The organism is Streptosporangium minutum, from assembly GCF_002149035.1.
GTDB classification, from domain to species: domain Bacteria; phylum Actinomycetota; class Actinomycetes; order Streptosporangiales; family Streptosporangiaceae; genus Streptosporangium; species Streptosporangium minutum.
The window spans coordinates 72,595-96,190 of record NZ_NGFP01000003.1; the positions used below are offsets into that span (position 1 = coordinate 72,595).

The following is a 23,596-nucleotide window of genomic DNA, read 5'->3' on the forward strand; positions in this document are numbered from 1 at the left end:
TGCTACCGGTGTCCGCTACAAAATATCTCTGACGCTGCGGCGCCGGCGGTAGCCCAGCGAGGTGAGATCGGCCCGGGTGCCCCGGAAGACGTTGCGGTCCACGGGGATGTGGGAGTGCTGGTGGATGGTCCACCTGTCCCACGGCCCCGGCACGTCCGGCCTGCCTCGCGGGTCGTCGGGCGCGGCGATCCAGAGGGGGTATCCCTCCAGCCCGGCGCAGTTGCCGTTCAGCGCGAACGTCAGGAAGGTGTAGATCACCGGACGCACCCCGGCCTGGTCGACGACCGCCTGGCACCAGCGGCGGGCGAAGCCGGCCACCCGGCGGGCGGGCAGGTGGTCGTTGGTCTCCAGGTCGAGGGCGAGCAGGTCGCCGCGGCGCATGCCGCCCGCCTGCTGCACGGCCCGCAGGAAATGCCCCGCCTGTGTCTCCGGGTCGCCGGCGGGGCGGGCGAAGTGGTAGGCCCCGCAGACCATCCAGCTCTCCCGCATGCCGGTCCAGTTCCTGCCGAACCACTTGTCGGTGAAGGTGCTCCCCTCGGTCGCCTTGGCGAAGGCGAAGGAGACCCCGTTGTCGGCATGGTGGTCCCAGTCGACGGCGCCCTGCCAGTTCGACACATCGATGCCACGCAACATGGCGGCCACGCTAATGACCCCGGCGACACGCGCACATGTCCAACTCTCCCTCGGCGTACTGCCATTGCACCGGCTTTGACTAGGCTTGGTCGGCGTGAACGCAGCAGCACAGACATCAGGCGCCCACGGTGCCGGCATCGCGACCATCACCCCGGACGGGACGGTGCTCGACACCTGGTTCCCCTCCCCGCGACTGGGTGAGCCCTCCGCTCCGGGCACCAGGCGGCTGACCACGGAGGAGGCCGTCGAGGCGCTCGGCTCCGCGGTCGCCGCGCTGCTCGGCCCGGACGAGGACCGCGGTGTGGAGGTGGTCGCGGTCCACACCGGGATCGCCAAGCTCTCGGAGGCGCCCGTCGACGCCCACGACGCCTACCTCCGCCTCCACCTGCTGTCGGCCCGTCTCGTCCAGCCGCACGGGCAGAGCCTGGACGGCCTGTTCGGCGTGCTGAGCAACGTGGTGTGGACCAACCACGGCCCGTGCCCGGTCGAGGGCTTCGAGTCGGTACGGCTGCGCCTGCGGGCCCGCGGGCAGGTGACCGTCTACGGCGTGGACAAGTTCCCCCGGATGGTCGACTACGTGGTGCCCTCCGGCGTCCGGATCGCCGAGGCCGACCGCGTCCGTCTCGGCGCGCACCTGGCCGCAGGCACGACCGTGATGCACGAGGGCTTCGTCAACTTCAACGCCGGCACGCTCGGCGCCTCCATGGTCGAGGGGCGCATCTCGGCGGGCGTGGTGGTGGGCGACGGCTCCGACGTGGGCGGCGGCGCCTCGATCATGGGCACCCTCTCCGGCGGCGGCAAGCAGGTCATCTCCATCGGCAGCCGCTGCCTGCTGGGCGCCAACAGCGGCGTCGGCATCTCCCTCGGCGACGACTGCGTCGTGGAGGCCGGCCTCTACGTCACCGCCGGGACCAAGGTCGCCCTCCCCGACGGCCGCACCGTCAAGGCCGCCGAGCTCTCCGGCGCCTCCGGCCTGCTGTTCCGCCGTAACTCCACCTCCGGCGCCGTGGAGGTCGTGCCCCGCCGGGGCACCGGCGTGGAGCTCAACAGCGCCCTGCACGCCAACGACTGAGTCCGCCCGGTCCGACGCGGGCCGCGGGAGGGCCGTCCGGTGGACCGCCCCTCCCGCGGCCCGGCACCGGGGGCGGCCTCCGCGACCCGCCCGGATCGACGACTTCCGGAAGTTCATCCCGGAGCCGCGCACCTGACAGGCTTGTGCCACGGACCCTGCGGCGATGGGAGTGGCATGACCGGTCGGGACGCGGCGCGCGGCGAGAGGGACACGACGGCGCTCGCGCGGTGGGTCACCGGACTGTTCGCGCCCCAGGTGCTGGTCATCGTGCTGCCTCCGGCCGTGGGGCTGGTGGCGGACGGCTGGCCCGGCGCCGGCTGGGGGCTGGTGGCCTCAGCGCTGTGCGGCGGGATCCCGGCCGGGGTGATCCTGGCCGGTGTGCGCTCCGGGCGGCTGGACTCCCATCACCTGGTCGACCGGGCGAGCCGGACGAGGCCGCTGCTGGTGGCGGTCATGGCGGTGCTCGTCGCGCTGGTGCTGCTGGCCTCCCTGGGCGCGCCCCGGCTGCTGGTCGCCACGGTGACCGCGATGCTGGCCGCGCTCGCGCTGACGGTCCCGATCACCCTCAGGTGGAAGATCTCCTTCCACGCGGCGGTGTCGGCGGGCACCGTGGTGGTGCTGGCCGAGGTGCTGCCCGCCGCACCGACCCTCGTAGCGGGCATGCTGATCGTGGCGACGGTGTGCTGGGCCAGGGTGCGGCTCAGGCACCACACGCCCGCCCAGGTCGCCGCCGGGGCCGTCGTCGGCGCCGGCTCGGCCTGGGCGGCCCTGAGCGCCTTCGGTCTCTGACCCCCTCGTCCTCTGATCCCTTCGGCCTCTGATCCCTTGGGCCTCTGATCCGCCCGCGGGGGCCGTGGCGGACCCGCCTGGTCCGTCACGGGACCGGAGACCGGCTCACCCGCGGAGGTAGGCGAGGACGGCGAGGACCCGGCGGTGGTCGTCCCCGGCCGGGGGGAGGTCGAGTTTGGCGAGGATGCTCGCGATGTGCTTGGCCACCGCGGCCTCGGTGACCACGAGGGTCCGGGCGATGGCGGCGTTCGAGCGGCCTTCGGCGATGAGGGCGAGCACCTCGCGCTCCCTGGGGGTGAGGCGCCGCAGCGGGTCGCGGCGGCGCGTCAGCAGCTGTCTGACCACCTCTGGGTCGACGACGGTGCCGCCGGCGGCCACCCGGTCCAGGGCGTCGGCGAACTCCCTGACGTGGCCGATCCGGTCCTTGAGCAGGTAGCCGACGCCGGCGTCCATGAGCTCGGCGACGTAGGCCTGCTGGACGTACTGGCTGAGGATCAGCACCGGCAGGCCGGGCCGGCCGGCGCGCAGGGTGAAGGCGGCGCGCAGCCCCTCGTCGGTGAATCCGGGCGGCATCCGCACGTCGGTGACCACGATGTCGGGCCCGTGCTCCTCGACGGCGGCGATCAGCGAGGGCGCGTCGCCGACGGCGGCGGCCACGGTGTGGCCGAAGCGCTCCAGCAGGCCGACCAGTCCCTCCCGGAGCAGGACCGCGTCCTCGGCCAGGACTACACGCACGGGACCTCCGCCCACCACGGCGACGAGCCGCCGGCCGGGACTACGCACATGGGATCTCCACCCTCAGTATGGTCGGCCCTCCGGCCGGACTGGACAGTGACATCGTGCCGCTGAGCACCGCGACCCGGTCGGCCAGCCCGGCCAGCTCGGTGCCCGAGGCCGGATCGGCTCCGCCCCCGCCGTCGTCGCTGATCTCCATCACCAGGGTCTCCCGCGTGAGGCGGCCGCGTATCAGGCAGCGGGCGGCCCGGCTGTGCTTCGCCACGTTGGCCAGCGCCTCGCTGACCACGAAGTAGGCGGTCACCTCGGTCGCCGTCGGCAGCCGCCGCGGAAGCACGATGTCCACCTCCGCCGGGACAGGTGAGCGCCCGGCCACGTCGAGCACCGCCTCGGGCAGCCCGAGGTCGGTGAGGATCCGCGGATGCACTCCGCGGATCAGCTCCCGCAGCTCGGCCAGGGCCTGCATGGCCTCCTCGTGCGCCTCGGCGACCCGCTCCGCGGCCGGGGAACCGGGCTCCAGGTCGAGCCGGGCCATGCCGAGCTTCAGCGCCAGCGTGACCAGCCGCTGCTGGGCGCCGTCGTGCAGGTCCCGCTCGATCCTGCGCCGTTCGATCTCGAACGCGTCGACCAGGCGGGCCCGCGACCGTACGACCTCTGCCAGCTCGGGGTCGGGAGAGCCGAGAAGCGCCCTGGCCATGGTGGCGCGGGCCCCCGCCCAGGCGGTGATCGGATAGGCGGCGGTCGGCATGATCACCGCTCCGGCCAGGGCCAGGGGCAGGCCGAGGGACAGGGGCGTGTCGGGCTGGAACGGCGCGGAGAGCAGGACGCCCGGCACCGCGCCGCCGATGGCGATCGCCCCCAGGTCGACCCACCACAGCGCGAGGACTGACAGCAGTGTGTATCCGGCCTCGCGCCAGGTGGCCTGCTCCCGCAGCCGGGTGCGCAGCCAGGCGCGCGGACCGGGAGCGCCGGGCCGTTCGTGCGGGTCGGCGGCGGGCGCCCGGTCGACCAGCCGCAGCCGCCACCGCTCGAAGCGTCCCGCCACGAGCCCGCAGGGCACGACGGCGACCGCCGCCAGCGCCACGGCCGCCACCACTCCGGCGGTGAGCGCGATGGAGATCGCCAGGGCCGCGGCGGCGCCGAACACCGCGCCCGACAGCAGGTACGCCAGCGAGCGCCACGGCCATGCCGACCACAGGAAGCGCAACGGCCGCCCGGCGAGAGCCTGCAGGGCGTTGCGGGGGTGATGCACGGTCCGACGCTATCGGTGATCCGGCCCGGCGACGGCGGTGCGCGGCGGCGCCAGGTCTGGTCCCGTCGCCCGTCCTACCGCCGGCATCCCGGCGGTAGGACGGGGTGGCCGGTCACGGCCGGTCGTCGACGAAGGCGCCGTCGGCGAGGTCCTTGAACCGTTCGAGGTCCTCGGCGACGTGGTCGATGCCGCGCAGCGGGCCGGGGTCGGCGAGGTGGGCGCGGGCGTAGAGGCGGGCGACCAGCGACTTGCGGTCGGCGCCGAGCTCGCGGCGCTCCCATCCGGCCTGTTCCAGCAGCAGCGCGGCGGCGTAGACGTCGGCCATGTACTGCGCCAGCGGGAAGAGCCTGGCCTCGGCGGTGACCGGGTCGAGGCCACGCCACCGGTCCACGGCCTCGCGCAGCCGGTCGATCCGGTCCGACACCAGCAGGGCGGTGGGGTCGTCGCCGGGCGGCGCGTGCCGTACGGCCTCCGCCAGCCGGTCGAAGAACGGCAGGTGCTGGTCCTTTTCGACGGCCCGGCGCACGTCCAGGCAGAGGATGTTGTCGCCGCCCTCCCAGACCGGGTTGACCTGGGCGTCGCGCAGGATTCGGGCGACCGGCCACTGCTCGATGTAGCCGTTGCCGCCGTGCACCTCGATCGCGTCGCTGGCCGCGGTGACGCCCAGGCGGGCGGCCCTGAGCTTGATCAGGGCGGGGCCGAGGCGCAGCCTGTTGTGGAACCCGTCGAACACCAGCGCCTGGGCCGCCTCGACCTCGACGATCAGCTCGGCCAGCTTGCGGCGCATGAGCGGCTGGTCGATGAGGGCGGCGCCGAAGGCCTCGCGGCTGCGGGCGTAGCAGAGCGACTCGACCAGGGCGCGCCGGGCGCAGCTCAGGCCCATCGTGGCGATCTCGAGCCGGGCGCCGTTGGTCAGCTCCATCATCCGGCCCAGGCCCTTGCCGTCGCCGGCGCCGGTGCTCTCCGGTGCCAGCAGGAACGCCTCGGCGTCGGTGAACTCGATCTCCGCCGAGGCCACCGACCTGGTGCCCAGTTTGTCCTTGAGCCTGCGGACCCGGATGCCGTTGTGCCCGCCGTCGCGGCGCTCGCGCAGCACCAGGAAGGGCGCGACGCCCCGGCTGCCGTCGGGGCCGCCCTCGGCCTTGGCCAGCACCACGAAGGCGGAGCCGTTGGCGTTGGAAGCGAACCACTTCAGTCCGTTCAGCCGCCAGGCGTCCCCCGCCGGGGTGGCCGTGGACTCCAGGGCGGCGAGGTCGGAGCCGCCGGTGCGTTCGGTGAACATCTGCGCGGCCTCACCGGAGAACATCCCGTCCGCGAAGATCTCCCTGACCCGTTCCTTGACGTCCTGGGGGGCGAACGCCTCGGCCATGAGCACCACCATGTCGCCGCCGGTGCCGAGCGCGCAGCCCATCCCGATGTCGGCCTGGTAGAGCAGGTAGTTCCAGGCCACCCCCATGGTCACCGGGTCGGCGCCGGCGGCCTCGGCCTCCCGCGCGAACTCCGGGCGGGTGAAGGAGCCCGCGACCAGCTCGCGGCGGGCCGCCTCGAAGGAGGGCGGCATGACGATCCGGCTGACGTCGTGGCCCCACCGGTCGTACCTCTCCAGCCGGGGCGGGTTCCGGTCGGTCTCCTCGGCGTGTTCGAGGATGGGGCCGCTCATCAGCGCGCCCGCCCGTTCCAGATGGGGGGCCGCCCATTCCAAGGCGTCGACGCCGAGGTGGCGGCGCATCAGGAAGCGCAGCGTGGGGTCGGAGCCGTACCAGTTGAGGCCGGCCGCGCCCCGGTAGCGCTCGGTGGCGTAACGCCGGGCCTTGTCCGGGCCGCCGAAGGGCAACCGGTCGACCGGCTCGATGAGGTAGGAAGCCATGCCTGGACATTACGCTTCTGCGACACATGAAGAAAAGATGTAACCTCCGGCAGTATGAGTAAGCTCGGCGGCCGGCGATGACGGACGAAGACGACCCGCTCGGGCTCCGGCCGCTGACCGCGCGCTCGGTCATCCTCAGCACGCTGCTGGGCACTCACCCCCCGCGGCTGGGAGCAGGCCGCCTGGTCCGCGTGGGCGCCCTGTTCGGCATCTCCGAGGGCACGGTCCGGGTCGCGCTGTCACGCATGGTCGCCGCGGGCGACCTCGACCAGCCGGACGGCTTCTACGAGCTCAGCGAGCGCCTCCGCCTGCGGCAGGCCCGCCAGGACGAGAGCCGCTCGCCCAGCACCCGCGCCTGGGACGGCGCGTGGGAGGTCGCGATCGTGACCGCGGAGCGGCGGCCCGCCGCCGAACGCGCCGCGCTCCGGGAGGCCATGGCGGCGCTGCGCCTGGCCGAGGTCCGCGAGGGCGTGTGGATGCGGCCGGACAATCTGATCAGGGACCGGCCCGCCGTCGTCACCGGCCAGTGCGCCTTCCTGCGGGCGGTCCCGGAGGAGGACCCCGCCGTACTGGCGGGATCCCTGTGGGACCTGCCCGCCTGGGCCCGGCACGCGCGGGCGCTGCAGAGCGCCTTCGACGCGGCGACCACCATCGCCGGCCGCTTCGCTCTGGCCGCCGCCGCGCTGCGCCATCTGCTGGCCGACCCCCTGCTGCCGGCCGGCCTGCTGCCCGGCGACTGGCCCGGCGACGGCCTCAGGCACCGCTACGACCTGTTCGAGGCCGAGTTCGGGGCCCTCGTCCGCGACCACCTGCGGGCCGCGGACCGTCCGTAGAGCACGGTCCGCCCGCAGGGCACGGACGGTCCGTAGACCACGGTCCGCCCGCGGATCACGGGCCGCCTGTAGATCACGGTCGTCCGCGGATGGAGCATGATGGCCGTCATGCCGGAAAATCAGAACTCGCTGTGGTCCATCGGCTCGAAGAACTCGATCCTGTCCGTCGGGTCGACGAACTCGATCCTGTCCGTCGGGTCCGCGGGCTCGATCCTGTCCGTCGGATCCCTGGGATCCGCCGGATCGGCGCTGTCCGTCGGGTCGATCGGCTCGGCCGCCTCCGCCTTCTCGATCGGCTCGGCCCTGTCCGTCGGGTCGATCGGCTCGGCCACGTCGGCCTTCTCGATCGGCTCGGCGCTGTCGGTCGGCTCGACCCTGTCGGCGCTCACCCGCTGGGCCGTCACGTCCTGGTGGTCCGGGAGGCGGGCCCCGCGGGCCCGCGCGGCCGGGGCGGGGCCCTCCGGGGCGAGCTCCTAGAGCAAGGTTCTGAGAAACTCCCGGGTCCGGCGGTCCGAGGTGTATTCGGCGGCCACGAAGTCGGTGACCCCCGCCTGGGCGAGCGACTCGATCTGGGCGGCCACCGCGTCCTCGTCGCCGACGATCGCCACGTCGGCCGGGCCCGCGGCCCCCTCCCTGTCGAGCATCGCCCGGTAGGACGGCAGCTGGCCGTAGATCTCGAACACCTCGCCCGCGCGTGCCCTGGCGGCCTCCACGTCGCCGGTGACGCAGATCGGGAGCGTGCAGACGATCCTCGGCGCGGGCCGCCCGGCGGCGCGGGCGGCCTCGGTGACGGCGGGCACCACGTGTTCGGCCACGGTCTTGGGGCCGGTCATCCACAGCACGGTGCCGTCGGCCAACTCGCCGGCCAGTTTGAGCATGCGCGGGGCCAGCGCGGCGATGAGCACGGGCATGTCCCCGGCGCCCGGCGTCGTCAGCCCGAGCTGCGCCTTGAGGGTCTCCCCCTCGAACGCCACCTGCTCCCCGCGCACGAGCGGCACCAGGACCGACAGGTATTCGCGCATGTGCCGGGCGGGCCTGTCGAAGCTGTAGCCGTACACGCCCTCGATGACGATCTGGTGCGACAGCCCGATGCCGAGCGCGAGCCGCCCGTCCAGGGCGGCGTTGGCCGTGAGCGCCTGCTGGGCGAGCGCCGCCGGGTGGCGCGGGTAGGTGGGGACGACGCCGGTGCCGAGTTCGATCCCCGGCACCTGGCTGCCGGCCACGGCCAGCGCGGTCAGCGCGTCGAGGCCGAAGATGTTGGACATCCATACCGAGGAGAAGCCGTCGTCGGCGGCGCGGGCGATCCGCCCCCGGAGCCTGCCCAGTACGTCCTGCCCCTGGGGCTCGTCGATCAACAGTCCGATCCGCATCGCTACCGAACTCCATTCTAGTGGTTGCGTCCAGTCTAGGGCGCGGACCGGCGGCGTCGGCTGTTCAGCGGGTCAACGTCCCGCTGAGGGGGAGATCCCGCGAGGAGGCGCCCACCTGGACGGTGTGGTCGCCGCGCACGGTGCTCCACCCCTGGGGCGTCCAGATCTGGAACGCCCGCTCCGGGAGCCGGAAGACGACGGTCGCCGACTCCCCCGGCGCGAGCCGGAGCCTGGCGAACCCGCGGAGCTGCCGGGGCGGCTCTCCCGCCTCCGGCGGGAACCCGAGATACAGCTGCGGTACGGCGACGCCCGCGCGTGAGCCCGTGTTGGTCACCCTGGCGCGCACCGTGGCCCCGGCGATCGACAGGGAGTCGTAGGAGAAGCTCGTGTAGGACAGGCCGTGCCCGAAGGGGAACAGCGGCGTCAGAGCGGTGGCGTCGAAGTGCCGGTAGCCGACCCGCAGCCGCTCGCTGTAGACCTGCCGGTGGCCGACCCCGGGAAACTGCTCAGGAGTGCTCGCCGGGTAGTCGGCGGCCCTGGCGGCGAACGTCATCGGCAGGCGTCCGCCGGGGTCGGCGTCGCCGTACAGCACGGAGGCGAGCGCGTTGCCGAGCTCCTGCCCCCCGACGAAGGCCGAGACCACGCCCTTGACCCGGTCGGCCCAGGGCATGAGGACCTGCGCGGGGGCGGTCAGCACGACGACCGTGCGCGGATTGGCCGCGGCGACGGTCTCGATCAGCGTCTCCATGTTGCCCGGCAGCCCGAGGTCCGGCCTGTCCTCCCCCTCCTTGGAGGACAGGCCCACCACGACCACGGCGACGTCGGCCCGCCGGGCCGCGTCGGCGGCGTCGCGCAGCCGCTTGCCGACGTCCCACGGAAGCGCCCCCTCCGCGTCTCCCGGCGAGTAGGTCGCGGTGCCGCCGGCCCTGGCGTTGAGGCCCTGGTACGGCGTGACCACGTAGGGCGGCAGCACCCGGCCGGAGCCGGCGGAGGTGATCTCGACGTTGTCGTGCGCGGCGGTCCCGATGACGGCGATCCGGCCGCCGGTGAGCGGCAGGATCCCCTCGCGGTTCTTGAGCAGGACGGTGCCGGAGACCGCGATGTCGCGGGCCAGCGCGGTGTGCTCGGGAGTGCGGACGTCCCGGTCCGGCGCGCCGTACCCGGTCTCGAAGAGCCCGTCGGCGAACATCGGCGTGAGCACGCGCCGGACCATGTCGTCGAGCCGCGCGGCGGGGAACGTCCCCAGGGCGATCCCCGCCTTGAGGTTCACGGCGAACAGCGGGTCGTCCGGCATCGCCTGGTCCAGGCCGGCCAAGGCGGCCTTCTGCCCGCTCCGGGTGGCCAGCCAGTCGGACATGACCCAGCCCCCGAAGCCCATGGAGTCCTTCAGGTCGGCGGTGAGCGTCTGGGGGTTCTCACAGGCGAACGGGCCGTTGACCTTGTTGTAGGCGCACATGACCGCGCCGGCCCCGGCGTTGACGGCGGCCTCGAAGGGCGGGTAGTAGATCTCCCGCAGCGTCCGCTCGTCGATCACGGCGTCGACCCGCATGCGGTCGGTCTCCTGGTTGTTGCCGACGTAGTGCTTGGCGGTGGCGATGACGTTCTGCCCCCGGATCCCGGCGACCTCCTCCCCCGCCATCGCGGAGGCGAGATAGGGGTCCTCCCCGAAACTCTCCCAGGCCCTTCCCGATTGCGGCACCCGCAGGATGTCCACGGCGGGGGCGAGGTAGACGTTGACGCCCTTGCCCCTCGCCTCGGCGCCGAGGGCGGCCCCGAACCGGCGGGCGAGAGCGGTGTCCCAGGTGGCGGCCAGGGTGACGGGCGCGGGGAAGGCGGTCACACCGCTCACGTCGCTCACGCCGTGCGGGCCGTCGTGCATGCGGAGCTCGGGGATCCCCAGGCGGGGAACGGGCGCCACCCGTCCCCGGGGGATCAGCGCGAGGCCGTGCCCGCGGATCATGTTCAGCTTCTCGTCCTGCGTCATCGCGCCGAGCAGGAGATCCACCCGCTCGGCGACGGGCCTGGCGGGGTCCAGCCAGGGGTGGCCGGGCTCGTCGCCGGCGGCCGTCGCGGGAGGACGCAGCAGCGCGGCCGCCAGGACCGCGGCCACCGCGAGCGCTCGGGGAACGTGACGGAGGTCGGGCATGGTCCCTCCCGGCGGGCCGGTGTCACAGCGGTCAGGAGGCGATTGTGATCGCGTTCACCGGCCCCGTTCTATGCCCTCCGGCCAAAAACGGGGGAATGCGATGTGACATGGAGACAGAGTCGCCCTTCCCGCCGGGGCCGGAGAACGCGTGATGCGCGGCCGGGAGCGGACGGTCCGCGGCCGGCTCCCCGGTTCACCGCCGGGAGCACGACCCGTGGCCGGACCCCCGGGTCACCGCCCGGAGCGACGACCCGTGGCCGCCCCCCGGTTCACCGCCGGGAGCGGACGGTCCGCCAAGGGAACGCGCGGCCCGCGGCCGGGGGCGTCTGTTCACGGCAGCTCGGTGAACCGCTCCACCTGCTCGACCGGGCCCGCGATGATGATCACGTCCCCGTAGCTCAGCACGGTGTCCGCCGCGGCGTAGGTGAACTCGTCGTGCTGGCCCTTGACGCAGACCACGGTCACCCCGTACTTGCGGCGCAGGCCGGACCGGGCGAGGGGGACGCCGACGAACTCCCGGGGAGGCCTGGTCTTGACCAGCGCGTAGTTGCCGTCCACCCCCATGTAGTCGAGCATCCGCCCGTTCAGCAGGCGGGCCAGGCGTTCCCCCATGTCATGCTCGGGAAGGATCACGTGGTGGGCGCCGACGCGCTCCAGGATGCGTCCGTGATCACGGCTGACCGCCTTGGCCCAGACGTCCTCGATCTCCAGCTCCACCAGCAGGGACGTGGTGAGAATGCTGGACTCGATGTCGGTGCCGATGGCGACCACCGCCCGGTAGTAGTCGGGCACGCCGAGCTGGCGCAGGGCCTCCAGGTCGGTGGAGTCGGCCGCGACGACATGGGTGAGCTTGCCCGCCAGGCTCTGCACCACCTTGGGGCGGCTGTCGATGGCCAGCACCTCGGTGCCCCTGCGGGCGAGCTCCACGGCGAGCGAGCTGCCGAACCTGCCGAGCCCGACCACCACTACGGGATCGTTTCCTCTGCCAGCCAACGGTCGTCTTCTCCCCGTGAGTCCCCAGCTGAGGGGGGACACGCTAACGCAAAAGCATGCAAACCGACGGCGCCGATCCTTAACCGGAGAATCTCCGGCGACGCGCCGGACGAACGGAGTCCGCTCACGGCGGAAGCGCGGGCATGGCCGAGACGAGACGGGCCGTGCCGCTGAGGGCGAGCTGGGGAGATCTACCCCCGCGGCGCCCTCAAAATCGGGCACCGATCGGCCCCGGAAAGCAAAAAGCCCGGAGATTGTTGGCAACCTCCGGGCCTCTACCTGCGTCTACTACCTGTGGGCGATACTGGGATCGAACCAGTGACCTCTTCGGTGTGAACGAAGCGCTCTCCCGCTGAGCTAATCGCCCGCCCCGTCTGGCTCCTCGCGGTGCCGACGTGGAAAACCATACCGCAATCCGGGACCGCTGGCGAAGCGACACCGGGACCAGAGATGATCTTGAGGGGCAACACGGTCATGAACCAAAGGTCTGGGGATGCGTCCGGCGGGGGGCTACGGTGTCATAGCATCGTCCTGATCCGCAGAAGCACCGAACGACCCAAGCTGGACCTCTATCGCCCGAGACGCCCCCACAGGGGAGTCGACGGTGACCAAAACGATACGCAAAACCCTTGCAAATACGGCCCTGTTGGCGATGTTTAGCCAGGTAGATGCCCAAATGTCGCGCTGTGATGTGTGTTACAGAAGGGCCTGGAGGCGGAATCTTTCCTACAGGTTTCTTTGTTCCGCGTCATAGCTCGGGACAAAGTCCGTCAGAGCAGTGAAAGCCCCGAAGAGGGGACCGACGACGAAAAAGGTTTGGCTGACGATGAACAGCGCCACCGTCTCTGCCGAGCTTGGCCTTCGGCTTGTGGTCCCCGACCGTACCACCGTCCCCCTGCTCGCCGGACTCAGCTACACGGCCGATGATCCTTACGCGATCAGAATGGCCTTCCATGTGGGGAACGACGAACCGGTCGAGTGGATCTTTGCCCGCGAACTGCTGACCGTCGGCATCGTGCGACGGGTCGGCGACGGAGACGTCCAGGTGTGGCCTGCGCGCGCCGACGGCGAACGCACCCTGCACATCAGTCTCACGTCACCGTTCGGACAGGCCCTGTTCGAGGTGCCTCTGGCTCCGCTCACGGAGTTCCTGCACCGCACCTACGAGCTGGTCCCCGCCGGTCGCGAGACCGACTTCATGGACCTCGACGCCGAGCTCAGCAACATGCTCTGGAGCTCCTGACCCCACGTGGCCCGCGGGGCGGCCGGCCCACGCCGGCGCCCCGGCGCCCGCTCCCTCCGGCTCCGGGGCCTAGCCCCGCAGCAGCCTCCTCATCCGGGCGATCTCGATCCCCTGCCCGGACAGGACGTCCTTGGCCGTGGACAGCATGGCCCGGTCCGTGCCGTCCTGGAGCTGCCGCCTGGCCATGGTCATCGCCTCCTCGTGGTGGGTGATCATCAAGGTCAGGAAGAGCTCGTCGAAGGCCGCGCCCCTGGCCGCCCTGAGCCGGTTCATCTGCTCCAGGGTGACCGTGTGGTCCGCGTGCCCCTCCGGGGGCCTGCCGACAGCCTTCAGCCATGAGGACATGGCCGCGATCTCGGGCCGTTGCGCGGCGGTGATCCTGTCGGCGAGCGTCCGCAGGGCCGCCGACGCCGACCGGGGCGCGACCAGCGCCGCCATCTCCAGCGCCTGCCGGTGGTGCGGGATCATGCCCTCGGCGAACCGCACGTCGGCCGCCGACACGCGGGCCTCCGACACCCCGAGCCGCTCACCCGGCTCCGCCGTACGGCCCGCGTCGCCCGGCCCCCCCGGGATGATCACCGGGGCTCCGGTGCCCGCCACCAGCGGGGCCCGTTCTCCGTTTCCGCCCGCCGCGCAGCCGGCGAGGACCGATGTCATCGAGATCGCGACGATAACCCCATACGACCAACACATTCCCCGCATACCTTCAATAATGGGGCAAGGTAATCGGCGCAATGGGGGCACTATGCGATCAGGCGTGGCATTCGGGTTGGCGGCGTTGCTTGTTGTGACCGGATGCGGCGCGGACGCCGAGCCCGCCGTCCCCCGGGCAGCCTCCACCACGGCCACCGCGTCAGCCACCGCGTCCGCGGCCGCCTCGGCGGGCGCGACGGCCTCCGGAGACGTCACGCACAGCGCCAACGTCACGCATGTGGCCAACGTGCCGCCGGAGGCGCCGCTCGACGGGCCCCAGGCCTGGGGCACCGACCTGGCCTTCCAGGGCGACTACGCGTTCGTCGGCAACTACGACGGCTTCAGCGTGTTCGACGTGTCCGACCCCGCCAGGCCCACCGCGGTCAGCCGGGTGCTCTGCCCCGGCGAGCAGAACGACGTCTCGGTGAGCGGGGACCTGCTGTTCCTGTCGGTCGACTCGCCGCGCAGCGGCCCCGACTGCGCGGCCGAATCGGGCAGGAACGGCGGCGGAGGCGGCTGGGAGGGCATCCGGATCTTCGACGTCGCCGACAAGGCCCATCCCCGGTTCGTGTCGGCGGTCCGCACGGACTGCGGTTCCCACACCCACACCCTCGTCCCGGGCAAGGACGGGAAGAAGGTCTACCTCTACGTCTCCTCCCCCGGCCCGGAGCCCGAGTCGACGACCTGCCCGGCCCCGCACAACAAGATCTCCATAGTCGAGGTGCCGACCGCCGATCCGGCCGGGGCCAAGGTGGTCTCGGAGCCGGTGCTCTCCGAAGGCGGCGGCGAGGACGGACTGGGCGGCTGCCACGACATCACGGCCTACCCGGAGAAGGACCTGGCCGCCGCCGCGTGCTTCGGTGACGGGATCCTGATGGACATCTCCGACAGGGTGCACCCCAAGGTGCTCCAGCACGTGCGCGACGAGGAGAACTTCTCGATCTGGCACTCGGCCACGTTCAACAACGACGCCACCAAGGTGGTCTTCGGCGACGAGCTGGGCGGCGGTGTCAGCGCCACCTGTGACTCCGGCACGCCGAAGAAGCACGGGGCGGACGCCGTGTACGACCTCAGCGAGGGCCGCGCCCTCCGGCTCCGCGGCTACTTCAAGATCCCCAGGGAGCAGCAGCCCGACGAGAACTGCGTCGCGCACAACGGATCACTGCTGCCGGTCCCCGGCAGGGACATCATGGTCCAGTCGTGGTACCAGGGCGGGGTGTCGATCCTGGACTTCACCGACGCGGACAACCCCCGGGAGATCGGCTTCTTCGAGCGGGGCCCCGTCGAGGGGGTCGGCGGCTCGTGGTCGGCCTACTACTACAACGGCCACATCTACTCCAGCGACATCACCAAGGGCCTGGACGTGCTCCGGATCGACGACCCGCTGACCGATCCGGCCAAGAAGGTCACGGTCAAGGAGCTGAACGCCCAGACCCAGGTGTCCTATCCGCAGTGACCCGTCACGGGTCGAGGTCGGCGGCGCCGCGCTCGGCGAAGACCCGCATCGCCTTGGCGGTGATCGGGCCGGGCGCGGCCGGCAGCACAGTCTGGTCGACCGCGCGGATCGGCTGGATGTCGCGGGTGGTGGAGGTCAGGAACGCCTCCTCGGCCTCGTAGAGGGCCGACAGCGGGACATCCTCCTCGGAGCCGCCGCACCACTCCAGCGTGAGCGCCCGGGTGACCCCGGCCAGGCAGCCGGAGGACAGCGTGGGGGTGAGCAGGCGGCCGTCGCGCACGATGAAGATGTTGCTGCCGGTGCCCTCACAGAGGTCGCCCGCCAGGTTCTCGAAGATCGCCTCGCCGCCGCCCCTGGCCTTGGCGTAGAACAGGGCCTTGGCGTTGTCCCCGTAGGAGGTGCTCTTCACCCCGGCGAGCGCGCCACGCTCGTTGCGCGGCCAGGGCACGACGGTGACGTCGGCGGTGGCCGGGAACGGCTTCTGCTCGTCGACGATCACCACCGTGGTGCAGCCCTTGTCCCCGCGGTCGGACCCGAGCGGGCCGGGGCCGCTGGTGTAGGTGACCCGGATCCGGCCGAGCTGCCACGGGGGCGCCTCGGCCAGGCAGGCGCGGATGCCCTCGGTGATCGCGTCGGTGTCGGGCTCGGGCAGGTCCATCCGCTGGGCGGAGAGCCGGAGCCGGTCGAGGTGACGGGTGAGGGCGAAGGAGGCGCCGTTGACGCACTTGATGGTCTCGAAGACGCCGTCCCCGACCATCAGGCCGTGGTCGAACACCGAGACGGTGGCCTGCTCCGGATCGATAAGTTCACCGTTGACCCATACGGGCACGTTCATATGACTCCTCCTGAACCTGCTGAACCTGACGTGGAAGCGAGCGCGATGAGCCGGGAGGCCTTCAACTCGGTCTCGCGCCACTCGCGCTCGGGTTCACTGCCCCAGGTTATGCCCGCGCCCGTGCCGAAGTGGATCTCGCCGGACGAGAGCCAGAAGGTGCGGATGCCCACGGCCAGCGACGCCCGGCTCCGGTCCGCATCGACCCAGCCCACAGTCCCACAGTACGGCCCGCGTGGCCCGGGTTCGAGCTCATTGATGATGCTCAGGGCAGAAGATTTCGGGGCACCCGTCACCGATCCGGGAGGAAAGGTCGCGGAGAACAGCTCCGGCCAGCCGAATTCCGGCGCGAGCCGGGCCCGGACGGTCGAGACCAGGTGCACCAGGCCGGGATGCTCCTCGATCTCGCACAGCGCCGGCACGCTCACCGAGCCGACCGCGGCGACCCGGCCCAGGTCGTTGCGGACCAGGTCGACGATCATGACGTTCTCCGCGTAGTCCTTCTCCAGCAGGTCCTCCGCGGTGACCCCGGTCCCCTTGATCGGCCCGGACTCGATCGCGTCACCGTCCCTGGCCAGGTAGAGCTCGGGCGAGGCCGACACCACGCCCAGGCCGGGCAGGCTCACCGTGGCGGCATGGGGGGCGGGGTTGCCCTCGGCCAGCCGTACGGCCAGCGCGGGCAGGTCCGGGTCCCCTGGCAGCGGCGCGGTCAGCACCCGGCACAGGTTGGCCTGGTAGACGTCGCCCCGCTCGATGTAGGCGCGGATGCGGCGCACGCCGTCCTCGTAGGCGGCCCGGTCCAGCGAGCTCCGCCACGACGACGGGTGCGGCCCGCGCCAGGGGCCGTGGGGCACGGGCAGCGGGGCGGGCCGGACGTCGTCGAACCTGGCGCACGTGACCTTGCCCTCGTAGTCGACCACGACGGCCCACCAGCCCTCGCCGTCGAGTGCGGCCAGGTCGGTGGTGATGTCGCGGAGCCGGGTGGCCAGATGGCCCCCTACATGCGCAAATGAGTCATGCACTCCGCTATTGTCCCGCTGCCTCGGACAGCAGGCGTACCAGCGTGCGGGCCGCGGGCAGCGGCGTGCCCGGCAGGGCGGCGTAGACGGTCCGGTGCGGGGCGAGGTCGCCCAGGGAGCGGAGCACGAGCTCGGGCGGCACGGCCGGCGCGGCGATGGCGGGCACCAGGGTGATCCCGAGTCCGGCCGCGACGAACCCGAACTTGCCGGTCCACTCGGCGATCCTGACCGTGGCGCGGGGCGTGAACCCGGCGCGGGCGCACGCCTCTTCGAGCATGGTCGTCCGGCCGGGCGGGGACGCCTCGATCCAGGTCTCCTCCCGCAGCTCGCGCAGGTCGACGCTCTCCCGCCCCGCCAGCCGATGGTCACCGGGCAGCGCGACCAGCAGCTCGTCCTCCACCAGCGGGGTGATCTCCACCTCGTCGTCGTACGGCAGGCCGGAGGGGTAGTCGCTGACCACGGCGACGTCCAGCTCGCCCTCGCGCATCCGGCGCAGCAGGCCGCCGCTGGGCCCCTCGACCGGGGCGAGGCCGACCTCGGGGAACTGCCGCCGGAAGGTCCGCAGGGCGCCCGGGACCAGCGCGACGTTGGCGGTGGCGAACGCCCCGACGCGCAGCCGCCCGCTGTAGCCGCCGTGGATGCCCGCCAGCTCGTCGGCGGCTCTGGCCAGCCGGTTCAGCACCACCCGCGCGTGCTGGTGGAGCGTCTCACCGGCGGGCGTCAGCCGTACCCCGCGCGCGAGGCGGTCGAACAGCGGGCCGCCCGCCTGCTGCTCGAGGGAGGCGATGCGCCGGGAGACCGCGGACTGGGTGTAGTTGAGCTTGGCCGCCGCCCCGGTGAAGGACCCGGTGCGGGCCACCGCGTCCAGCAGGCGCAGCGCGTCGGTGTCGAACACATTCCTCCTTCGCATGGCTCACATGCAATCTAGTCGCTGGTGGAATGTCTTGGCCGTCCCTACCGTGGATCCCATGATTTCTTTTCTTGGTCTGGGACATATGGGTGCCCTCATGGCACGGCGGCTCGTGGAGGCCGGGCACAAGGTGACGGTGTGGAACCGCACCCCGCGCACGGTCGAGGGGGCCTTCGGCGCGGCGTCACCCGCCGAGGCCGTGGCGGAGGCGGAGCTGGTCGTCACCATGCTCAGCGACCCCGCCGCGGTCAGGCGGGTGCTCGCCGACGCGGCCCCCGGCCTGCGGCCGGGGACGCTGGTCGTGGAGATGTCGACGATCGGGCCCGAGGCGGTGGCCGAGCTCCGTGACAGGCTCCCCTCGCAGGTGGGACTGGTCGACGCGCCGGTGCTGGGCAGCGTGCAGCCCGCGCGGGACGGCACGCTGACGGTGCTGGCCGGTGGGCTGCCGGAGGACCTGGCACGCTGCCGGGAGGTGCTCGGGGTGTTCGGCCACGTCCGGGAGGCCGGAGGGCCCGGCGCGGGCGCCGCGATGAAGCTGGCGGTGATGAGCGCGTTGGTGCCCGCCCAGGTGCTCCTCGCCGAGACCCTCGCCTACGGCGAGGCGACCGGCGTGGACACGGCGGCGTTGCTGGACGTGCTCGGTGAGACCCCGCTGGGAACGCTCGTCGAGCGGATCCGGCCGGCCGTCGAGAACGGCCCGCCCGAGACGCGTTACGCCCTCGGACTGGCGGCCAAGGACCTGGTGCTGGCCTCGCACCCGACGCAGACGCTCGCGGCGGCGGCCAGGGACAGGCTCCTGGGCGCGGCGTCCGCCGGACTGGGCGACAGGGACCTGACGGCCGTCTTCGGGCACGTCGGCACGGCCCGCCGTACGGGCGTGGAGAAGCTGAACCCGGCGTCGGTCCCGGCGACCAACGGCCTCTACTCCCACGCCACCAGGGCCGGAGACCTGCTGTTCGTCTCCGGTCAGGTGGCACTGGACGAGGCCGGCCGGGTCGTCGGCGAGGGCGACATGACGCGCCAGTCGGAACACGTGATGGAGGCACTGGCGCTCGTCCTCGCCGACCAGGGGTGCACGTTCGACGACGTGACCCACATCCGGACGCACCTCACCGACATGTCGCTGCTGCCGGAGTACGCGGCCGTCCGGCGCCGTCACATCACCGGCGAGCCCCCGGCCAGCACGACCGTGGAGGTGTCGCGGCTGTTCCGGCCGGGGCTGCTGATCGAGGTGGAGGTGATCGCCGCTATCCCAGCGGGCCGGTGACCGACTCCGCCGCGGCGACGACCGTGTTGTCGGCGACGAGCCGGACCACCGCCTCGATCTCCGGGGCGAGGAAGCGGTCCGGGCCGGGACCGGGGACCGACTGGCGCAGGGAGGCGACCACGGCCCCGGTCGCGGGGGCGGGCCGGTGCGGCGCCCGCAGGTCGAGTGCCCGGGCCGCGGTGAGGATCTCCACCGCGAGCACCCTGGTCAGGCCGTCCACCGAGCGGCGCAGCTTGCGGGCCGCCGACCAGCCCATGGAGACGTGGTCCTCCTGCATGGCGGAGCTCGGGATGGAGTCCACGCTGGCGGGCACTGCCAGGCGCTTGAGCTCGGAGACGATCGCGGCCTGGGTGTACTGGGCGATCATGTGCCCGGAGTCCACGCCGGGGTCGTCGGCGAGGAAGGCGGGCAGTCCGTGGTTGCGGGCCACGTCGAGCATGCGGTCGGTACGGCGCTCGGAGATGCTCGCCATGTCGGCGACCGCGATGGCGAGGAAGTCGAGCACGTAGCCCACGGGCGCGCCGTGGAAGTTGCCGTTGGACTCCACCCGGCCGTCGGCGAGGACCACCGGGTTGTCGATCGCGGAGGCGAGCTCGCGCGCGGCGACCGCGGCGGCGTGGGCGAGGGTGTCGCGGGCGGCTCCGGCTACCTGCGGGGCGCAGCGCAGCGAGTAGGCGTCCTGGACGCGGGTGCAGGTGCCGTCCCGGTGCGAGTCCATGATCCCGGAGTCCGCCAGCAGGGCCCGGAGGTTGGCGGCGCTGGCCGCCTGTCCCGGGTGCGGGCGCAGGGCCTGCAGGTCGGCGGCGAAGACACGGTCGGTGCCGAGCAGCGCCTCCACGCTCATGGCCGCGCTGATGTCGGCGGTCTTGAACAGGCGGCCGAGGTCGTCCATGGCCAGGATCAGCATGCCCAGCATGCCGTCGGTGCCGTTGATGAGCGCGAGCCCCTCCTTGGCGGCGAGCTCGACGGGCTCGACGCCCGCCTGCTTCAGTGCCTCGGCGGCGTCCACGCGCTCTCCGGACGCGTCGCGGACGACGCCCTCGCCCATGATCGTGAGCGCGACGTGGGAGAGCGGTGCGAGGTCGCCGGAGCAGCCGAGGCTGCCGTATTCGTGCACCACGGGGGTGATCCGGGCGTTGAGCAGGTCCTGGAGCACCTTGGCGGTCTTCGGGCGCACTCCGGTGTGGCCGGTGGCCAGGGTGTGCAGGCGCAGCAGCATCAGCGCCCGGGTGACCTCGGTCTCCACCTCGGGGCCGGAGCCCGCCGCGTGCGATCGGACCAGGGAGCGCTGCAGCTGGGCACGGAGCGAGGGGTCGATGTGCCGGGTGGTCAGGGCCCCGAACCCGGTCGACACCCCGTAGGCGGGGGTGGGGCTCTCGGCGAGCTCGTCCACGCGGGTGCGGGCCGCGGCCATCGCCGCCACGGCGTCGTCGGTGAGACGTACCGCGGCGCCGTGCCGGGCCACCCTGACGACCTCGTCGAAGCTCAGCGGCTCCGGACCGATGTTCACGACCTCGTTGTCGCGCATGGTGTCACTCTCTCGCACTAGGTAACTGGCGTATGCGATGTTAGCCCCTTACAGCTAGAGATCACCGCTATGCCCCCATTACCGAATTCCGTGACCTCCATCATCCGCCGCGCCGCGTCGCGGCGACACCCGTGCGGGCCGGAGAAGGCCCTGGTAGGCGCCCACTCCGGCCGTGACGTGTACCTCGGCCACGCTTCGACGCCGGCCGAAGCGTTCTCCGGGCACGATCGGAGCATGCCGAACAATCCCGCACAGCTCGTCGCCGACGCCGTCGACCGCTGCCTCACCCTCGCCGAGACGTGGCTCGCCTGGGACGGCCGGCCGATCGTGACGGACGGAGCCAACCTCTGGACGCCGGCGAAGGCCGCGCGCCGGATCCAGGACCACCTGGTCGACCACCTCGCCGAGGTGGAGGCGCTGTTGGCCGGGGCCACCCCCCTGCCCGACGCCTGGCACGGCCGGACGGTGACCCTCGACTCCGACTGGTCCCGCTTCGCGGAACTCGACCTCTCCGAGGCCCGATCCCGCTGGACCCGCCTCGGCGCGTCCTACGTGCACCGTTACTCGGCGGCCGGCCCCGAGGCATGGGATCTCCCCCGCGACCCCAACTGGACCCTGCGGCTGATCGCCGAGCACGTGGCCGGGATCACCTGGTACGCCGAGCAGGTCGGCGTGCTCCGGTTTGGGGAGTCGGCGAGTATTCGCTAGAGTTCTATGCGTGAGGCCGGGCCGAGCCCGGAGACACGCGCGGAAGTGGCTCAGTGGTAGAGCATCACCTTGCCAAGGTGAGGGTCGCGGGTTCGAATCCCGTCTTCCGCTCGAAGGGCTTTAGGGCCCTCACTCCGGTGGAGTGGCCGAGAGGCGAGGCAACGGCCTGCAAAGCCGTGTACACGGGTTCAAATCCCGTCTCCACCTCTGGCTTCGACGAGGACGATTAGCTCAGCGGGAGAGCGCTTCCCTGACACGGAAGAGGTCACAGGTTCAATCCCTGTATCGTCCACCACCGCCCATGGCGTCCATGGGCTCAGGTCGGAAGGCCGCCGAAACCCCGGCTCGGGGCGTCGGCGGCCTTCCGGCTTTCCCCGGCGGGTTCCCGTCCTCCCATGTCCTTTCCGGGTTTGGCTGTCCTTTCCGGGCTCGGCGTCGATGGCGTGACGGCCCGCGCGTGATCCGGCAGACGAGGTGCCCGCCCCTGAGGTCGTGGAGGCCGCTCCGGCGATCGGGAGGCGGCGGGGAGCCCGGGCGTTCACAATGATCGGGTGCGGCAGACCCTTCTGGTGATCTACACCTCCCGGCTGGAGGAGTGCCGTGACTTCTACGGTGCCCTCGGCCTGACCTTTCACGCGGAGCAGCACGACGGCGGGCCACGGCACTACGCGGCCACGCTGCCGGACGGAGCGGTCTTCGAGATCTACCCGGCCGGCGGGGCCGGGGAGACCGGCAGGCTCCGGCTCGGCTTCGCGGTCGCCGACGCCGCCGCCGGTCCCGGCCGGCACCTCCTGCGCGACCCCGACGGCCGTGCGGTCGAGCTCCAGGTCGGCGTGGGCCTCGACGGCATCGGCGGCGGCGACGTCGGCTGATCCTTCGCGGCCGGGCACGGAGTGATCACCCGGTCCGCAGGGTACGGAGGTCTGCAGGAGCCTGACCGGACTCGCCGTCGTGCGTGCGCCTGCCTGGCCGTGCCCCCGGAAACGAGGGCCGCAGCTCCAGCCATCACAAGGCGTCCGGGAGGGCGCCACCGCCGAGGGCTCCACCGGGTGCCGCGGGCGTCGCGCCGGGGTCTCCCGCACGGCCGCCACCACGGGTCCGCAAGCAAGGGGATTTCATGACCGAACACTTCTCGGCCCCGGGGGATCTGGGCCGCAGGATCGCGCACCGTCGCAAGTCCCTCGGTATGACCCGTGAGCAGCTGGCCGAACGTGCCAGGATCGACCCCGGCTACCTCGGCTACCTGGAGGAGAACGCCGCCTCGCCCGGCACGAGCACCGTCAACCAGCTCGCCGCGGCCCTGGGCACCAGCAGCGACGAGCTGCTCGGCGGCAGCGTGGACCTGCCACCGGGACGCGGCCCCGCGGGCGCGCGGCCACATCTGGAGAAACTGGACCCTGACGAGTGCATGCGGCTGATCTCCCCGGGCGGCGTGGGGCGGGTGGCCTTCGACACCCCCACCGGGCCGGTGATCCTGCCGGTCAACTACGTGGTCCACGACGGGGCCCTACTGCTGCGCACCGCGCTCGGAGGCCCGCTGGACGAGGATCTGCGCACCGGCGTCAAGGGGGTCGAGTTCAAGATCGCCTTCGAGATCGACCGCATCGACGACCCCAACAGGGAGGGCTGGAGCGTGCTCGTCCGCGGCCCTGCCCATCACATCTCCTCCGAGGAGGAGGCAGCCGTGGCGGGCGTGGATATCGAACCGTGGGCGGGCGGCGAGCGCAGACTCTACATCCGCATTACCCCCGTCGAGATCACCGGCCGCCGTATCCGGCACGACCCGGCGTAGTCCGCAGTCCGACATGGTCCATCCGACATGAGCCACGGCCCGGCGTGCTTCACAGTCCGGCGTACTCCACACTCCGGCGTGCTTCACAGTCCGGCGTACTCCACACTCCGGCGTGCTTCACAGTCCGGCGTACTCCACACTCCGGCGTGCTTCACAGTCCGGCGTAGTCCGCAGTCCGACATGGTCCATCCGGCATAAGCCACGGCCCGGCGTGCTCCGCAGTCCGGCGTACTCCACACTCCGGCGTGCTTCACAGTCCGGCGTAGTCCGCAGTCCGACATGGTCCATCCGGCATAAGCCACGGCCCGGCGTAGTCCACGGGCCGGCGTGCTCCACGCTCCGGCATGAGTCACGGTGAGGTTCGGTGAGCGCGGCGGCGACGACGCGGGGCGCCGCCCGTGCCGGCTGCGAAGCCAGGGATGCCTCGCGCCTGTCGCCGCGTCCCGACCGCCTTACCC

The 23,596-nt window shown here is 72.3% G+C and carries 22 protein-coding genes and 4 tRNA genes; 12 read left to right on the plus strand and 14 right to left on the minus strand.

What is annotated here, in order from left to right; genetic code table 11:
• Positions 1-15: 15 nt before the first annotated feature.
• Positions 16-633 (minus strand): glycoside hydrolase family 25 protein, encoded by a 618-nt coding sequence (locus tag CA984_RS01245; RefSeq protein ID WP_165781052.1) that lies wholly within the window; start codon positions 631-633, stop codon positions 16-18.
• Between the two features lie 94 nt (positions 634-727).
• On the opposite strand from CA984_RS01245, the gene dapD reads away from it, so the two are divergent.
• Positions 728-1,705 carry a 2,3,4,5-tetrahydropyridine-2,6-dicarboxylate N-succinyltransferase gene (gene dapD, locus CA984_RS01250; protein ID WP_207620631.1) on the plus strand — a complete coding sequence of 326 codons (978 nt, stop codon included), beginning with the start codon at positions 728-730 and terminating at the stop codon, positions 1,703-1,705.
• Between the two features lie 174 nt (positions 1,706-1,879).
• Positions 1,880-2,494, plus strand: a complete 615-nt coding sequence (locus CA984_RS01255) for a hypothetical protein (protein WP_086566935.1) — start codon at positions 1,880-1,882, stop codon at positions 2,492-2,494.
• A 105-nt stretch (positions 2,495-2,599) separates the two neighbouring features.
• Here the strand turns inward: CA984_RS01255 and CA984_RS01260 are convergent, their stop codons facing one another.
• The 3 genes from CA984_RS01260 to CA984_RS01270 form a co-directional block, all read right to left on the minus strand.
• Positions 2,600-3,229 (minus strand): response regulator transcription factor, encoded by a 630-nt coding sequence (locus tag CA984_RS01260; RefSeq protein ID WP_086567002.1) that lies wholly within the window; start codon positions 3,227-3,229, stop codon positions 2,600-2,602.
• 40 nt (positions 3,230-3,269) lie between these two features.
• On the minus strand, positions 3,270-4,481 hold the full coding sequence (locus CA984_RS01265; RefSeq protein WP_086566938.1) for a sensor histidine kinase: 1,212 nt from the start codon (positions 4,479-4,481) through the stop codon (positions 3,270-3,272).
• A gap of 112 nt (positions 4,482-4,593) precedes the next feature.
• Complete coding sequence (locus tag CA984_RS01270; protein ID WP_086566940.1) at positions 4,594-6,348, minus strand: acyl-CoA dehydrogenase family protein; 1,755 nt, start codon at positions 6,346-6,348, stop codon at positions 4,594-4,596.
• A gap of 77 nt (positions 6,349-6,425) precedes the next feature.
• On the opposite strand from CA984_RS01270, the gene CA984_RS01275 reads away from it, so the two are divergent.
• The gene (locus CA984_RS01275) at positions 6,426-7,181 is read left to right on the plus strand and encodes a PaaX family transcriptional regulator C-terminal domain-containing protein (protein WP_086566943.1); all 756 of its coding nucleotides are present in this window, start codon (positions 6,426-6,428) and stop codon (positions 7,179-7,181) included.
• Positions 7,182-7,300: 119 nt separating this feature from the next.
• Here CA984_RS01275 and CA984_RS45775 read toward each other — a convergent pair whose 3' ends face one another.
• From CA984_RS45775 to CA984_RS01300, 5 genes are all read right to left on the minus strand, one after another.
• Positions 7,301-7,585, minus strand: a complete 285-nt coding sequence (locus CA984_RS45775) for a hypothetical protein (RefSeq protein WP_165781053.1) — start codon at positions 7,583-7,585, stop codon at positions 7,301-7,303.
• A gap of 69 nt (positions 7,586-7,654) precedes the next feature.
• Positions 7,655-8,551, minus strand: coding sequence for a TIGR03564 family F420-dependent LLM class oxidoreductase (locus tag CA984_RS01285; protein ID WP_086566945.1), 897 nt, complete (start codon positions 8,549-8,551; stop codon positions 7,655-7,657).
• Positions 8,552-8,615: 64 nt separating this feature from the next.
• The gene (locus CA984_RS01290; protein WP_086566947.1) at positions 8,616-10,697 is read right to left on the minus strand and encodes a beta-glucosidase family protein; all 2,082 of its coding nucleotides are present in this window, start codon (positions 10,695-10,697) and stop codon (positions 8,616-8,618) included.
• Positions 10,698-11,027: 330 nt separating this feature from the next.
• Positions 11,028-11,690, minus strand: a complete 663-nt coding sequence (locus CA984_RS01295; RefSeq protein WP_207620633.1) for a potassium channel family protein — start codon at positions 11,688-11,690, stop codon at positions 11,028-11,030.
• A 295-nt stretch (positions 11,691-11,985) separates the two neighbouring features.
• Positions 11,986-12,057 (minus strand) — tRNA-Val (locus CA984_RS01300).
• Between the two features lie 459 nt (positions 12,058-12,516).
• On the opposite strand from CA984_RS01300, the gene CA984_RS01305 reads away from it, so the two are divergent.
• Complete coding sequence (locus CA984_RS01305) at positions 12,517-12,933, plus strand: SsgA family sporulation/cell division regulator (RefSeq protein WP_012892610.1); 417 nt, start codon at positions 12,517-12,519, stop codon at positions 12,931-12,933.
• 69 nt (positions 12,934-13,002) lie between these two features.
• On the opposite strand, the gene CA984_RS01310 is transcribed toward CA984_RS01305, so the two are convergent.
• The gene (locus CA984_RS01310; protein ID WP_242675661.1) at positions 13,003-13,590 is read right to left on the minus strand and encodes a DUF305 domain-containing protein; all 588 of its coding nucleotides are present in this window, start codon (positions 13,588-13,590) and stop codon (positions 13,003-13,005) included.
• Positions 13,591-13,720: 130 nt separating this feature from the next.
• On the opposite strand from CA984_RS01310, the gene CA984_RS01315 reads away from it, so the two are divergent.
• Positions 13,721-15,082: an LVIVD repeat-containing protein gene (locus CA984_RS01315; RefSeq protein WP_086566956.1), complete on the plus strand. Its 1,362-nt coding sequence runs from the start codon at positions 13,721-13,723 to the stop codon at positions 15,080-15,082.
• Between the two features lie 4 nt (positions 15,083-15,086).
• Here CA984_RS01315 and CA984_RS01320 read toward each other — a convergent pair whose 3' ends face one another.
• The 3 genes from CA984_RS01320 to CA984_RS01330 are packed head-to-tail and all read right to left on the minus strand — an operon-like array spanning position 15,087 to position 17,843.
• Entirely contained in the window at positions 15,087-15,917 is an 831-nt protein-coding gene (locus CA984_RS01320; RefSeq protein ID WP_207620634.1) for an aminotransferase class IV, read from the minus strand.
• On the minus strand, positions 15,914-16,936 hold the full coding sequence (locus CA984_RS01325) for a chorismate-binding protein (protein ID WP_086566959.1): 1,023 nt from the start codon (positions 16,934-16,936) through the stop codon (positions 15,914-15,916). The genes CA984_RS01320 and CA984_RS01325 overlap by 4 nt, the downstream gene beginning before the upstream one ends.
• 4 nt (positions 16,937-16,940) lie before the next feature.
• Positions 16,941-17,843 carry a LysR family transcriptional regulator gene (locus CA984_RS01330; protein WP_242675663.1) on the minus strand — a complete coding sequence of 301 codons (903 nt, stop codon included), beginning with the start codon at positions 17,841-17,843 and terminating at the stop codon, positions 16,941-16,943.
• 58 nt (positions 17,844-17,901) lie between these two features.
• Here CA984_RS01330 and CA984_RS01335 point away from each other — a divergent pair, with 58 nt between their 5' ends.
• Complete coding sequence (locus CA984_RS01335) at positions 17,902-19,110, plus strand: NAD(P)-binding domain-containing protein (RefSeq protein ID WP_086566965.1); 1,209 nt, start codon at positions 17,902-17,904, stop codon at positions 19,108-19,110.
• Here the strand turns inward: CA984_RS01335 and hutH are convergent.
• On the minus strand, positions 19,091-20,638 hold the full coding sequence (hutH, locus tag CA984_RS01340) for a histidine ammonia-lyase (RefSeq protein ID WP_086566968.1): 1,548 nt from the start codon (positions 20,636-20,638) through the stop codon (positions 19,091-19,093). The genes CA984_RS01335 and hutH overlap by 20 nt on opposite strands.
• Before the next feature lie 234 nt (positions 20,639-20,872).
• Here hutH and CA984_RS01345 point away from each other — a divergent pair, with 234 nt between their 5' ends.
• From CA984_RS01345 to CA984_RS01370, 6 genes are all read left to right on the plus strand, one after another.
• A complete protein-coding gene (locus CA984_RS01345) occupies positions 20,873-21,346 on the plus strand; it encodes a hypothetical protein (RefSeq protein ID WP_086567009.1) in 474 nt (157 codons plus the stop codon).
• Between the two features lie 39 nt (positions 21,347-21,385).
• Positions 21,386-21,457 (plus strand) — tRNA-Gly (locus tag CA984_RS01350).
• Between the two features lie 25 nt (positions 21,458-21,482).
• Positions 21,483-21,553: transfer RNA gene (locus CA984_RS01355), tRNA-Cys, on the plus strand.
• Positions 21,554-21,566: 13 nt separating this feature from the next.
• A tRNA-Val gene (locus CA984_RS01360) sits at positions 21,567-21,641 on the plus strand.
• 256 nt (positions 21,642-21,897) lie between these two features.
• Positions 21,898-22,218, plus strand: coding sequence for a VOC family protein (locus CA984_RS01365; RefSeq protein ID WP_086566971.1), 321 nt, complete (start codon positions 21,898-21,900; stop codon positions 22,216-22,218).
• Between the two features lie 245 nt (positions 22,219-22,463).
• Positions 22,464-23,138 carry a pyridoxamine 5'-phosphate oxidase family protein gene (locus tag CA984_RS01370; RefSeq protein ID WP_086566973.1) on the plus strand — a complete coding sequence of 225 codons (675 nt, stop codon included), beginning with the start codon at positions 22,464-22,466 and terminating at the stop codon, positions 23,136-23,138.
• Positions 23,139-23,596 lie beyond the last annotated feature (458 nt).

Excerpts from the sequence above, each read along its gene's own strand:
- CA984_RS01245 (WP_165781052.1), bottom strand. The coding sequence starts at position 633 with ATGTTGCGTGGCATCGATGTGTCGAACTGGCAGGGCGCCGTCGACTGG.
- CA984_RS01255 (WP_086566935.1), top strand. The coding sequence starts at position 1,880 with ATGACCGGTCGGGACGCGGCGCGCGGCGAGAGGGACACGACGGCGCTC.
- CA984_RS01270 (WP_086566940.1), bottom strand. The coding sequence starts at position 6,348 with ATGGCTTCCTACCTCATCGAGCCGGTCGACCGGTTGCCCTTCGGCGGC.
- CA984_RS01275 (WP_086566943.1), top strand. The coding sequence starts at position 6,426 with ATGACGGACGAAGACGACCCGCTCGGGCTCCGGCCGCTGACCGCGCGC.
- CA984_RS01285 (WP_086566945.1), bottom strand. The coding sequence starts at position 8,551 with ATGCGGATCGGACTGTTGATCGACGAGCCCCAGGGGCAGGACGTACTG.
- CA984_RS01290 (WP_086566947.1), bottom strand. The coding sequence starts at position 10,697 with ATGCCCGACCTCCGTCACGTTCCCCGAGCGCTCGCGGTGGCCGCGGTC.
- CA984_RS01305 (WP_012892610.1), top strand. The coding sequence starts at position 12,517 with ATGAACAGCGCCACCGTCTCTGCCGAGCTTGGCCTTCGGCTTGTGGTC.
- CA984_RS01310 (WP_242675661.1), bottom strand. The coding sequence starts at position 13,590 with ATGACATCGGTCCTCGCCGGCTGCGCGGCGGGCGGAAACGGAGAACGG.
- CA984_RS01320 (WP_207620634.1), bottom strand. The coding sequence starts at position 15,917 with ATGAACGTGCCCGTATGGGTCAACGGTGAACTTATCGATCCGGAGCAG.
- CA984_RS01330 (WP_242675663.1), bottom strand. The coding sequence starts at position 17,843 with ATGCGAAGGAGGAATGTGTTCGACACCGACGCGCTGCGCCTGCTGGAC.
- CA984_RS01335 (WP_086566965.1), top strand. The coding sequence starts at position 17,902 with ATGATTTCTTTTCTTGGTCTGGGACATATGGGTGCCCTCATGGCACGG.
- hutH (WP_086566968.1), bottom strand. The coding sequence starts at position 20,638 with ATGCGCGACAACGAGGTCGTGAACATCGGTCCGGAGCCGCTGAGCTTC.
- CA984_RS01345 (WP_086567009.1), top strand. The coding sequence starts at position 20,873 with ATGCCGAACAATCCCGCACAGCTCGTCGCCGACGCCGTCGACCGCTGC.
- CA984_RS01370 (WP_086566973.1), top strand. The coding sequence starts at position 22,464 with ATGACCGAACACTTCTCGGCCCCGGGGGATCTGGGCCGCAGGATCGCG.